12 protein-coding genes are annotated in these 12,141 nt (G+C 70.5%); 4 read left to right on the forward strand and 8 right to left on the reverse strand.

From position 1 onward, the window contains the following. Position 1: 1 nt before the first annotated feature. Positions 2-433: a MarR family winged helix-turn-helix transcriptional regulator gene (locus ID574_RS02555; RefSeq protein ID WP_188187131.1), complete on the reverse strand. Its 432-nt coding sequence runs from the start codon at positions 431-433 to the stop codon at positions 2-4. Between the two features lie 60 nt (positions 434-493). Here ID574_RS02555 and ID574_RS02560 point away from each other — a divergent pair, with 60 nt between their 5' ends. From ID574_RS02560 to ID574_RS02570, 3 genes are all read left to right on the forward strand, one after another. Then, on the forward strand, positions 494-853 hold the full coding sequence (locus tag ID574_RS02560) for a VOC family protein (protein WP_188187132.1): 360 nt from the start codon (positions 494-496) through the stop codon (positions 851-853). Positions 854-941: 88 nt separating this feature from the next. After that, entirely contained in the window at positions 942-4,811 is a 3,870-nt protein-coding gene (gene hrpA, locus ID574_RS02565; protein ID WP_188187133.1) for an ATP-dependent RNA helicase HrpA, read from the forward strand. A 134-nt stretch (positions 4,812-4,945) separates the two neighbouring features. Beyond that, positions 4,946-5,599 (forward strand): HAD family hydrolase, encoded by a 654-nt coding sequence (locus ID574_RS02570; RefSeq protein ID WP_188187134.1) that lies wholly within the window; start codon positions 4,946-4,948, stop codon positions 5,597-5,599. Here ID574_RS02570 and ID574_RS02575 read toward each other — a convergent pair. The 6 genes from ID574_RS02575 to ID574_RS02600 form a co-directional block, all read right to left on the reverse strand. Next, positions 5,592-5,915, reverse strand: a complete 324-nt coding sequence (locus tag ID574_RS02575; protein ID WP_223166295.1) for a DUF5709 domain-containing protein — start codon at positions 5,913-5,915, stop codon at positions 5,592-5,594. The genes ID574_RS02570 and ID574_RS02575 overlap by 8 nt on opposite strands. Before the next feature lie 33 nt (positions 5,916-5,948). Continuing rightward, entirely contained in the window at positions 5,949-6,491 is a 543-nt protein-coding gene (locus tag ID574_RS02580) for a hemerythrin domain-containing protein (RefSeq protein ID WP_188187135.1), read from the reverse strand. Positions 6,492-6,532: 41 nt separating this feature from the next. After that, positions 6,533-6,847 (reverse strand): helix-turn-helix domain-containing protein, encoded by a 315-nt coding sequence (locus ID574_RS02585; protein ID WP_188187136.1) that lies wholly within the window; start codon positions 6,845-6,847, stop codon positions 6,533-6,535. A 55-nt stretch (positions 6,848-6,902) separates the two neighbouring features. Continuing rightward, a complete protein-coding gene (locus ID574_RS02590; protein WP_188187137.1) occupies positions 6,903-7,334 on the reverse strand; it encodes an Hsp20/alpha crystallin family protein in 432 nt (143 codons plus the stop codon). Between the two features lie 111 nt (positions 7,335-7,445). Further along, on the reverse strand, positions 7,446-8,696 hold the full coding sequence (locus ID574_RS02595; protein ID WP_188187138.1) for an MFS transporter: 1,251 nt from the start codon (positions 8,694-8,696) through the stop codon (positions 7,446-7,448). Positions 8,697-8,800: 104 nt separating this feature from the next. Continuing rightward, complete coding sequence (locus ID574_RS02600) at positions 8,801-10,537, reverse strand: ABC transporter ATP-binding protein (RefSeq protein WP_188187139.1); 1,737 nt, start codon at positions 10,535-10,537, stop codon at positions 8,801-8,803. 70 nt (positions 10,538-10,607) lie between these two features. On the opposite strand from ID574_RS02600, the gene ID574_RS02605 reads away from it, so the two are divergent. Continuing rightward, positions 10,608-11,033, forward strand: coding sequence for a MarR family winged helix-turn-helix transcriptional regulator (locus ID574_RS02605; RefSeq protein ID WP_188187140.1), 426 nt, complete (start codon positions 10,608-10,610; stop codon positions 11,031-11,033). A 53-nt stretch (positions 11,034-11,086) separates the two neighbouring features. On the opposite strand, the gene ID574_RS02610 is transcribed toward ID574_RS02605, so the two are convergent. Beyond that, positions 11,087-12,091, reverse strand: a complete 1,005-nt coding sequence (locus ID574_RS02610) for an amidohydrolase family protein (RefSeq protein ID WP_188187141.1) — start codon at positions 12,089-12,091, stop codon at positions 11,087-11,089. Positions 12,092-12,141: the final 50 nt, after the last annotated feature.

Consider the following 12,141-nt stretch of genomic DNA (forward strand, 5'->3'; position numbering starts at 1 on the left):
GTCACTCCTGCAGGGCCTCGGCCATCGCCTCCAGCTGGATCAGGAGCGCCTCCGCCTGGGCGGTGGTCAGGAAGGCCGTCATGCGGCGCTCGATCGCCGTCACGTCGGCCCTGGCCGCCTCCAGGAGTCGCTCCCCGGCGGCCGTCAGCCGGGTCTCCAGGGCGCGGCCCGACGCGGCCGTCGAGGGGCGGTCCACCAGCCCGGCCTCCTGGAGGTTGCGCAGCACCACGTTCATCGACTGCCGCGTCACGAACGCGCCGCGCGCCAGCTCGGCGTTCGACAGCCCGGGCCGCTGCCCGAGCAGCTCCAGGCATGCGTACTGAGGCGTGGTGAGCCCGTGCCGGCGCAGCGCGCCGTCCATGGCGGCCCGCAGCGCCGCCTGCACCCGCTTGAGCTGGTAGCCGATGCTACGGCCGAGGTCTTCTTGCGTCATGTCAGGATTTTGACATATGCTTCCCTATGTCAAAGTCCTGACATCGCAAAGGAGCCCCCCATGACCGTCACCGGAGTCGACTTCGTCGCCCTGCAGGTCCGCGACCTCGACAAGGCGGCCGCGTTCTACGAGACGCGCCTCGGCCTCAAGCGCGATCCCTCCGGGCCGCCGCACGCGGTCGTGTTCGCGACCGAGCCCATCCCGTTCGCCGTGCGCGAGCCGCTGCCCGGCGTCGAACTGCCCGAGCACCCGGGCGCCGGCGTGGCGCTCTGGCTCAAGAGCGACGACGCCCAGCGGCTCCACGACGAGCTGGCCGCGGCGGGCGTCCAGGTCGTGGCGCCGCCGGTCGACGGGCCGTTCGGCCGCACGTTCTCCTTCGCCGACCCCGAGGGCTACATGATCACCGTGCACGACGGCTGAGGCGATATTGGGATGCGCGGGGCGGCGCGGTCGGGCACCATGGGCGGTTGGCTCCGGGGAAGCGGGGCTCAAATATCCTGAAAGCAGTATGGGAACGTCTTCCTTGTCCTCTCCACTCGCCGACCTCCAGTCCCGCCTGCCCGAGCTCATGCCGCGCGACCAGCGGCGGCTGCGGCGCAGGCTCGACGGCATGCGCCGGGTGCGCTCCCGCGACACCCGGGACAAGATCGTTGCGGAGATCCTGGCCGACGTGGAGCGGGCCGAGCAACGACTGGTACGGCGCCGCGAAGCCGTACCAGTCGTGAAATATCCGGAAAACCTGCCGGTCTCGCAGCGCAAAGACGACATCCTCGAGGTCATCCGCGACCACCAGGTCGTGATCATCGCCGGCGAGACGGGGTCGGGCAAGACCACACAGATCCCCAAGATCTGCCTCGAGCTCGGCCGCGGCGTACGCGGCCTGATCGGCCACACCCAGCCCCGCCGCATCGCCGCCCGCACGGTCGCCGAGCGCATCGCCGAGGAGCTCGGCACCCCGCTGGGCGAGGTCGTCGGCTACAAGGTCCGCTTCACCGACCAGGCGAGCGACCGCACCCTGGTCAAGCTCATGACCGACGGCATCCTGCTGGCCGAGCTGCAGAACGACCGCATGCTCGACCAGTACGACACGCTGATCATCGACGAGGCCCACGAGCGCAGCCTCAACATCGACTTCATCCTCGGCTACCTGAAACAGCTCCTTCCCAAACGCCCCGACCTCAAGGTCGTCATCACCAGCGCCACGATCGACCCCGAGCGGTTCTCCCGCCACTTCGACGACGCGCCGATCGTCGAGGTCTCCGGCCGCACCTACCCCGTCGAGGTCCGCTACCGGCCGCTCGACGAGGACGACGACCAGACGCAGGGCATCGTCGACGCCTGCCAGGAGCTGATCGCCGAGGGCCCCGGCGACATCCTCGTCTTCCTCTCCGGCGAGCGGGAGATCCGCGACGCCGCCGACGCCCTCACCAAGGCCGAGTTCCGCAACACCGAGATCCTCCCGCTCTACGCCAGGCTCAGCGCCGCCGAGCAGCACCGCGTCTTCCAGCGCCACACCGGTCGCCGCATCGTCCTGGCCACCAACGTCGCCGAGACCTCGCTCACGGTCCCGGGCATCAAATACGTCGTCGACCCCGGCTACGCCCGCATCTCCCGCTACAGCCACCGCACCAAGGTGCAGCGCCTGCCCATCGAGGCCATCTCGCAGGCGAGCGCCAACCAGCGCAAGGGCCGCTCGGGCCGCACCTCCGACGGCATCTGCATCCGGCTGTACGAGGAGGAGGACTTCCTCAACCGGCCCGAGTTCACCGACCCCGAGATCCTGCGCACCAACCTGGCGTCCGTCATCCTCCAGATGACCTCGATCGGGCTCGGCGACATCGAGGCGTTCCCCTTCGTCGAGCCGCCGGACCGCCGCCAGGTCAAGGACGGCGTCAACCTGCTGCACGAGCTGGGCGCGTTCGACGCCCACGGCAAGCTCACGCCCATCGGCCGCAAGCTGGCCGGCCTGCCGGTCGACCCGCGCCTGGGCCGCATGGTGCTGGAGGCGGAGAAGAACGGCTGCCTGCGCGAGGTCATGGTGATCGCCGCCGCCCTGTCCATCCAGGATCCGCGCGAGCGGCCCAGCGACAAGCAGCAGCAGGCCGACGAGAAGCACCGCCGCTTCGCCGACCCCGAGTCGGACTTCATGGCCTACCTCAACCTGTGGAACTACCTGCGCGACAGGCAGAAGGAGTTGTCCTCCAGCGCGTTCAGGAGGCTCTGCAAGGCCGAGTTCCTCAACTACCTGCGCGTACGCGAGTGGCAGGACATCTACAGCCAGCTGCGCCAGTCGCTCGGCGTCCAGCCCAACAGCGCGCCCGCCGACCCCCACCACGTGCACGCGTCCCTGCTCGTCGGGCTGCTGTCGCACATCGGCGTCAAGGACGCCATGGAGAAGCGCGGCGCCGACGGGCGCCGCCCGATCCAGGAGTACATCGGCGCCCGCAACGCCCGCTTCGCCATCTTCCCCGGCTCGTCGCTGGCCAAGAAGCAGCCGCAGTGGGTCATGTCGGCCGAGCTGGTCGAGACCTCGCGCCTCTGGGCCCGGGTCAACGCCAAGATCGAGCCTGACTGGGTCGAGCCGCTCGCCCAGCACCTCGTCAAGCGCACCTACTCCGAGCCGCACTGGGAGAAGAACCAGGGCGCGGTGATCGCCCTGGAGAAGGTCACGCTCTACGGCGTGCCGCTCGTGGTCGGCCGCAAGGTCAACTACGGCCGCATCGACCCCGACCTGTCTCGCGAGCTGTTCATACGGCACGCCCTGGTCGAGGGCGACTGGGACACCCACCACCGCTTCCTCAAGGACAACCGCCGGCTCCTGGAGGAGGTCGAGGAGCTGGAGAACCGCGCCCGCCGCCGCGACATCCTGGTCGACGACGAGACGCTGTTCGACTTCTACGACCAGCGCATACCCGCCGACGTGGTCTCCGCCCGCCACTTCGACTCCTGGTGGAAGAAGGCCAGGCAGGAGACGCCCGACCTGCTGACGTTCTCGCCCGAGATGCTGGTCAACGAGGGCGCCGACGTGAGCGCCCGCGACTACCCCGACACCTGGAAGCAGCTGGGGCAGCGGATGAAGCTGACCTACCAGTTCGAGCCGGGCGCGGACGCCGACGGCGTGACCGTGCACGTGCCGCTCCAGGTGCTCAACCAGGTCAGCTCCGACGGCTTCGACTGGCAGATCCCCGGCCTGCGCGAGGAGCTGATCACCGCGTTGATCCGCTCACTGCCGAAGAACCTGCGCCGCAACTTCGTGCCCGCCCCCAACTACGCCAAGCAGGTGCTGGCCGCCGTCAAGCCGGGCGGGGAGCCGCTGCTGGAGGCCGTGGAGCGTGAGCTGCTGCGGCTCACGGGCATACGCGTGCCACGGGACGCCTGGCAGCTCGACCAGGTGCCCGACCACCTGCGGATCACATACCGGATCATCGACGAGCGCAAGCGCACGGTGGCCGAGGACAAAGACCTCGACGCGCTCAAGCGCCGCCTCGCCCCGCGACTGCGCCAGACGCTGTCGCAGGCCGGCGACGACCTGGAGCAGACGGGCCTGCACACGTGGAGCTTCGGCCGGCTGCCGAAGGTGTTCGAGCAGGGCCGGATGAAGGGCTATCCGGCGCTGGTGGACGCGGGCGACTCGGTGTCGATCAAGATTTTCGAGACGGAGGCCGAGCAGCGCCGCTCCCACTGGCCCGGGGTGCGGCGGCTGCTGCTCCTCAACGTCACCAACCCGGCCAAGTCCCTGCTCGGCGGCCTGTCCAACCAGGCCAAGCTGGCGTTGTCGCGCAGCCCGCACGGCGGGGCGGTGGCGTTGTTCGACGACGTCGTCAACGCGGCCGTCGACAAGCTGATGCTCGACGTCGGCGGCGCGGCGTGGGACCCGGTCGCCTTCGACCGCCTCTACCAGCACGTCCGGGCCAACCTCTACGACACGGCGGCGGACGTGCTGGCGAAGGTGGAGCAGATCCTGTCGGTCTGGCACGAGGTGAATTCCCGGCTGGCCGCCCTCCGCCCGAGCGCCGCCACGGACGACATCCGCGACCAGCTCGGCCATCTGATCCACCCGGGCTTCGTCACGGCCACGGGCCACCGCCGCCTGTCCGACCTCCTCCGCTACATCCGGGCCATCGAGCGCCGCCTCACGAAGCTCCCCGAGGATCCGTGGCGCGACCAGGAGTGGATGGACCGGGTCCACAAGGTCGAGGACGACTACCACGACCTGCTGGACAAGCTGCATCCGGCGCGGCGGGGAGATCCTGACGTGGTGGAGATCCGGTGGATGATCGAGGAGCTGAGGGTGAGCTTCTTCGCCCAGACGCTCGGCACGCCCACGCCGGTCTCGGAGAAGCGGATCGCGAAGGCGATGGAGAAGCTCACCCCATAGGGTCCCGGGGCGGGGGCGGCGGTCCTCGCGTCACGCTCCGGACGCATGGAAAAATCCCCCTTGAGGTCGTTTGGCGGGGTTTCCATCCAGTGCCCGGCTTAACGTGGTGAGACAGGATTCGAGCAGGGGGATCGATGATCAAGGCTGTGGTGTTCGACGTCGGGGAGACGCTCATCGACGAGACACGCATCTGGGCGCGCTGGGCCGAGCGGCTGGGCGTGAGCAGCTTCGTGCTGATGGGCGCGCTCGGCGGCATGGCCGCCCTTGACCGCCCGCACGCGGACGCCTTCGAGCTCATCAAGCCCGGGTTCGACCTGGACGCGGAGGAGGCCGCCTGGGAGCGTGACGACCCCACCGGCCTGCGCAACCACTTCGACGCCGACGACCTCTATCCGGACGTGCGCGAGGCGCTGGGCGCGCTGCGCGCGGCCGGCTACCGGGTGATCATCGCCGGCAACCAGCCGAAGCGCGCCTACGACGCGCTGGTCGCGATGGACCTGCCGGCCGACTCCGTGCACACCTCCGAGGGATGGGGCGTGTCCAAACCGGAGCCTGAGTTCTTCGCCAAGGTGGCCGCGGTCGCGGGACGAGAGCCCTCCGAGATCCTGTACGTGGGGGACCGGCTCGACAACGACGTGCTCCCCGCGGGCCGGGCGGGCATGCGCACAGCCCTGCTCCGCCGCGGCCCGTGGGGTTACCTGCACGCCGCACGCCCGGAGGCGGCGGACGCCGACGTGATCGTCGACGATCTGCACGGCGTCCTGCCGGCGGCGCGCCTGCTCACCTGAGGTCCTCACCGGGGTCGATGCGGACGGCGCGCTCCTCGGCCGACAGGTCGTCGTCGTCGACGCCCCAGTCCTCGCCGATCTCCTCGTCCTCCAGGTCCGGCTCCAGCCCCGCGTCCGGCTGGGTCAGCCGGTGCTTGGGCCGGGGCTCGCGGAGCCGGTCACGGGCCTCCCGCCGCAGCCGCTCGTCGAGCGTGTCCCTGCGCCGCGGGTCGTCCCCGACGACCTCGTGGTGCAGGCCGAGATCCTCGGTCCATTCGCGGACCTCGATGTCCTGCTCGTCGCTCAGGCCGAATCGGTCCGGAGGTTTTTCGGTCATACGCGTCCCCTACCCAGGGACAAGCGCGGAATCCTAGGACTTGGCGTGCCTGAGCGCCTCGGCCAGCTCTTCCTTGCCCATGCGGGATCGGCCGGGAATGTCGGCCTTCTGCGCCTGCTCGTACAGCTCGGACTTCGACGGGCCGGCCTGCTGGGGGACGCTGAGCGCTTTCAGCTCCTCGCCCCTGCGCTCCGCGAACGCCTTGCCGAGCTCCTTGAGCTTCTTGTCCCCGACCGACTTCGCCAGCATGGGGAGGATCTTGGTCTCCTCCTCCTCGACGTGGTGTTTGACGGACTGCTCGAGCTCCTGCAGCGTCTTGCGGAACTCCGGCGTCCCCGGTTCGGAGCGGACGAGCGCGTCGAGGAGGATCTCGGCCTGCTTGTGCTCCTCGACGCTGTGGTGCGCGTCGATGCCCGGGTAGACGCGGTCCTCCTCGGCGCGGGCGTGCGCGATCAGGAGGGCGTGCAGCTCGGCCACGGTGGCCTTCGAATCGCCCTGCTGCTTCTTCAGGCGCTCGAAGAGCGACTCCACGGTCCTGTGGTCTTTGGTGATCAGGGTGATGACGTCGGTTGCCATGGTGGCCACCGCTACCCAATGAGGCGGCCTCCATTCGTCCGTCACTCCAGCTCGCGGAGGCGCGCCCGAGCCTCCTTCAGCTCCTCGCGGAGCTCGGCGAGCTCCCGCTCCAGCTCGAGGATGCGCCGGATCGCGATGAGGGTCATGCCCTCCTCGGCCATGCGCGTGACGTGCTGGACGGTCATGATGTCGCGCCGGGAATAGCGCCGCTGGCCGCCGCTCGAACGGCTCGGGCTGATGACGTCGTGCTGATCCAGCCGCCGCAGGTAGGCCTGCTGGACCTGGAGCATCTCCGCCACCTGCCCGAGGGAGTAGAGAGGGGCGTGCTCGTCGTCGAAGGGCAGATCGGCCATCATGACCTCCAAATGGTACCGGGGCGGGCCTGGGCGCCCGCCCCGGTAGGCGTGCCGGTCAGGCCTTGATGGCCTTGGTCTCACCTCGCTGGATCTCCACCTTGCGGGGCTTGGCCCGCTCCAGCACGGGGATGCGGACGGTCAGCACGCCGTTGGCGTAGCCCGCATCGATCTTGTCGCTGTCGAGGTGCTCGGACAGGTAGACGCGCCGGGTGAAGGAGCCCATCGGGCGCTCCCGTACGAACAGGCGCTCGTTCTCCGCGACCTCCTCCTCCCGGCGGGCGGTGACGCTGAGGACACCGCGGTCGACCGTCACCTCGATGGAGTCGGGGTCGATGCCGGGAAGGTCGAAGCGCAGGAGCACGTCGTCGTCGCGGCGAAGCCCGTCCATCGGCATGATGGCGCCCTCGCTGCCGAGCGTCTCGCGCGTCAGACGGTTGAACTGGCGCTCGAACTCCTGGAAGAACGGATCGATCGAGGTCAAGAGCATGTCGAAACCTCCTCGATGTTTGCTGGCTTGTAGCTAACTTCCAACTTCAGTTACAGGTTAACTCCAGAACTGTATGTAGGCAAGTGCGGTAAGGAGGCTCTCGCCGGGTGGTCAGACCTGCTCCAGCCGGGGGCGGAGCCGGGCCGCCTGCCTGATCGGCCGCCCGGACAGCCGGGCCAGCGCCACGGCCGCGAGCAGCGAGGCCGCCACGCAGACCACGCCGCCGATCTCCAGGGCGATCCGCGGCCCCAGCGTGTCGCTGAGCCGGCCGAGCAGCGGCCCGCCGAGCGCGCCCGCGCCCGCGCTGACGATGGACAGCGCCGCGATGACCCGGCCGCGCATCGGCTCCGGGCTGTCGAGCTGCGCCCGCGCCGAGACGGTGGTGTCGATGGCCACCGCGCCCGCCGCGATCGGCAGCATCACGGCCGCGAACGTCCACAGCTCCGGCATCAGCCCGCTCAGCGCCTGGGCCACCCCGGTCGCGAACGCCGTGATCAGCAGCAGCCTGATCGTCAGATGTGGCCTGGTCGCGGCGAGGAAACCGCCCAGCACCGTGCCGACGGCGAACACGGTGGACAGCAGGCCGTACCCGCCGGCGCCCGCCTCCAGGGGGCCCGCGCTCATGGCGGCCATGGTCACCTGGTAGTTGCGGCCGACGCTGCCCGAGACGAACCACAGCGCCAGCACCACGAGCAGCCAGGGCGTGCGCAGCACGTACCGCAGCCCCTCCAGCACGGCGCCGGGCCGCCGCTCGGTGGCGAGCCGGTGGAACTCCGCGCGGCGCATGGCCGCCACCGCCGCGATCACCACGAAGAAGCTGGTGGCGTTGATGACGAACAGGCCGCCGTTCCCCGTGACCGGCAGCAGCGCGCCCGCCAGGCTCATGCCCAGGATCCGGCCGGCGGAGTTCAGGATCGAGCCGAGCGCCATCGCGTTGGGCAGGTCGGCGGGCGGGACGACCTCGGCGCCGAACCGGCCGAGCGCGGGCCCGCCCAATGCGGTCACCACGCCGCCGGCCAGCGCCACCGCGTAGATCGGCAGGACGGACTCGACGCCCGTCAATGCGATGGCCGCGAGCGCGGCCGCCAGCGCCGCCTGTGCGAGCTGTGCGGCGATCACGACGGGACGGCTCGGCAGCCGGTCCGCCAGCGCCCCTCCCCACATGCCCAGGAGCAGTGTCGGGAGCGCCTGCATGACGAGGCTCAGCCCGACGCTGGTCGCCGACCCGGTCAGCTGGAGGATGAGCCAGTTGAGACCCAGGACCTGCATCCAGGTGCCGGTCACCGAGATGAGGTCGGCTCCCGCCCACAGCCGGTAGTTGTGATGGCGCAGCGCGCGAAAAGTTGAGGAAGAGGAGGGCAAAACTTGTCCTAGCCTTGACGATTCACCGGGTTTCCGAACGCGCGGTTCCGGGGAATCGATTCCGGCCAGACCGGAATGTGAGGCAGAACACGCCTAAATCAGGTTTAAACCGGCTCGAATTCGGGCCGGTCCCTGCTGACGAGCGTCGCGTAGTGGCCACCGCGTGCCATCAGCTCGTCGTGGGTGCCGCGCTCGACGATCCGCCCGTGGTCGAGCACGACGATCTGGTCCGCGTCGCGCACGGTGGACAGGCGGTGCGCGATCGTGATCGTGGTACGCCCCCGCGCCAGCGTGTCGAGCGCCTCCTGCACGGCCCGCTCGGTCTGCGTGTCCAGTGCGCTGGTGGCCTCGTCGAGGATCAGCACCGGCGGGTCGCGCAGCAGCGTGCGGGCGATGGCCAGGCGCTGCTTCTCGCCGCCCGAGAACCGGTAGCCGCGCTCGCCCACCACCGTGTCGTAGCCGTCCGGCAGCGCGGCGATGTGGTCGTGGATGCGTGCCGCCCGCGCCGCCGCCTCCAACTCCTCGTCCGTGGCCTCCGGCTTGGCGAAGCGCAGGTTGTCCGCGATCGAGGCGTGGAACAGGTACGTCTCCTGCGAGACCACGCCGACGGCCGCGCTCAGCGTCTCGAACGTCAGCTCGCGCACGTCCACCCCGTCGATCGTCACCCGCCCGCTCGTGACGTCGTAGAGCCGCGGCGGCAGGTAGCTCAGCGTGGTCTTGCCCGAGCCCGTCTCGCCCACGACGGCCAGGCTGTTCCCCGCGGGGACGGTGACGTCCACGCCGGTGAGGGTGGGCGTCTCGCCGTAGGAGAAGTCGACGTCCTCGAAGCGGACCTCGCCGCGGACCCGGTCGAGCGTGCGCGCGCCCGGATGGATGTCCACCGGCAGGTCGAGATACTCGAAGATGCGCCCGAACAGCGCCAGCGACGTCTGCACGTCCACGCCGAGCCGCAGCAGCTGCACCGCCGGCCGGAACAGGCTCGTCTGCAACGTCGTGAACGCCACCAGCGTGCCGACCGAGATGGCGCCGGTGTAGCCGACCGCCCAGTAGATCAGCGCGGGCATCGCGGCCATGACGATCTGGATCGACGACTGCCGCCAGCGCCCGGCCATGCTCATCCGCACGCCGAGGTCGGCGAGTTCGTCGGAGCCCCGGCCGAAGCGCTCGGTCAGCTCGGCGGAGCGGCCCATGGTGCGGCCCAGCAGGATGCCGCTGATCGACAGCGACTCCTGCACCATCGAGGCGATCGTCGCGAGCTTGCGCTGCCGCTCGGCGGTGATGCGCTTGCGCTCCGTGCCCACCTTGCGGCTGATCCACACGAACACCGGCAGCAGCAGGAGCGAGATCACGGTCAGCCGCCACTCGAGCGCGGCCATGGCCACGATCGTGGCGATCACGGTGGTGAAGTTCGAGATGAAGGAGGACGCGGTCGAGGTGACGACCTGCTGCATGCCGCCGATGTCGTTGGCGATGCGGGACTGCACCTCGCCGGTCCTGGTGCGCGTGAAGAAGGCCAGCGACATGCGCTGCAGGTGCGCGTACACCGCGATGCGCAGGTCGTGCATGACCCGCTGGCCGACCGTGGTCGAGATCAGCGTCTGCACCACGTCGAACACACTGGTCGTGACCGCCACCGCGATCATGCCCATGGCCAGCAGCGCGAGCAGCCCGGCGTCCCTCGCCGGGATCGCCACGTCCAGCACCTCGCGCAGCAGGAACGGCGAGGCCAGCGACACCAGTGACGACAGCAGGATGAACGAGCCCACCAGGGCCAGGCGGCCACGGTAGGGGCGGAACAGCTTGATGATGCGCCGCAGCGGCGCCCGTGGTTCCTCCGCCAAGTGGTGCTCCTTTCAGATGTCCACTCAAACAGAGGTTAACTCATATTTGTTCCGGCTAAACTTATCGGCCATGGAGGAGAGGGAGCTCGCGGAGCTCGTGCACCTGGTCGGCAGGCGGTTGCGGCACGGCTACGTGCGGCGGCTGGTCCCGCTCGGGCTCAGCCCCAGCCAGGCACGGGCGCTGCGGGTGCTCGACGACGCTGGGCCCGAGCGGCCGCTGCGCATGGTGCGGCTCGCCGAGGAGCTGCGGATCGTGCCGCGCTCGCTCACGCCCGTCGTGGACGCGCTGGAGGAAGCGGGGCTTGTGCGCAGGCAGACCGATCCGGGCAACCGCCGCTCCACGCTGGTCGTGATCACGCCCGAGGGGCGCGTCGCCGCCGAGCGGGCCCGCGACGCGCGCAGGCAGGCGGGGGAGGAGCTGTTCGCGGTGCTGTCGGAGGAGCAGCGCGAGCAACTGCGGGAGCTGCTGAGCGTCGTGGACGCCCAGTTCAGGTAGGCGACGCGCAGATCAGGCGCGCACGGTGTGAGCGATCACAACGCCGGCCGCGTTCAGGCATCGGTGGCGTGGGTGACCACACCGCCGACCACCGTGCCGACGCAGCGTGGTGGCTCGCGCAGGAGCGCCGCGTACGGGTAGCGGCCTCGGGCGTCGAAGACGGCGAAGTCGGCCCGGGCGCCGGGGCCCAGCGATCCGATGCGGCCCGGTCCGCGATCCATGCCCATAGCCCTGGCCCCGCCCAGCGTGGCCGCCTCGACGAGCCGGCGGTCCAGCCCGCGGGGCCGCAATCCCAGCTCCCGGGCATGCTGCCTGATCGCCGCCGCCAACGCGAGCGGGCCGGCGACGGGCACCGTGCCCGGCGCGTCGGCGGGCGGGACGGCGCTGCCGAAGGCGACCGTGTTGCCCTCGTCCAGCAGGGACAGCACGTCGGTCACGGACGGCGTCCCCGGCGGGCACATGGCGATCGCGGTGCCACGCAGCCGGAGCAGCTTGCGCTCGCCCGGGTCGAGCGGCCGGGCACAGGCGACGTGGCACAGCGGCCCGAGCACCCCGGCCTCGTCCAGCTCGGTGGGGGAGTGGCGGTCCAGGCCGGCCAGCAGGCGCAGCCCGAACGTCCTGGCCAGCACGGCCACGTCCTCCAGCACCTGCGGGTCTGGGGTGCGGGCCGCGATCCCGACCACGCGCGGCCGGTCGATCTCGCGGAGCGCCGTGATCACCGCGTCCCGCTCGTGATCCTCCCACTCCTCCTCGGAGGCGCTGGTCACCTGGATGTACGAGATGCCGGGCAACCCCGGGGGATCGGCCAGGTCGCTCACCACGCCGGCCCGCGCGGTCACGCCCGGCCCGGTCGCGGGCGCCGCCCCGCAGGCGTCGACCGGCCCCGCCACGATCATCCCCGGCCATCGGCGCTCCTCCGTGACGGGAAAGCACGACAGCAGCTCGGCGCGCAGGCCCACCTGGAGGACGCGATCGCCTCTGATCACCACGGCCCCGTCGCGGACGGGTTCGTCGCAGACCGGCAACACGAGCGGCGCGGAATGGAGCACGATCGGCACGGGCGCGCGCTTTCCGGACAGAGGCCGGGCAGGCCGTCTGACAATCGGTC

This window comes from Nonomuraea sp. SYSU D8015 (assembly GCF_008065375.1).
GTDB lineage: Bacteria > Actinomycetota > Actinomycetes > Streptosporangiales > Streptosporangiaceae > Nonomuraea.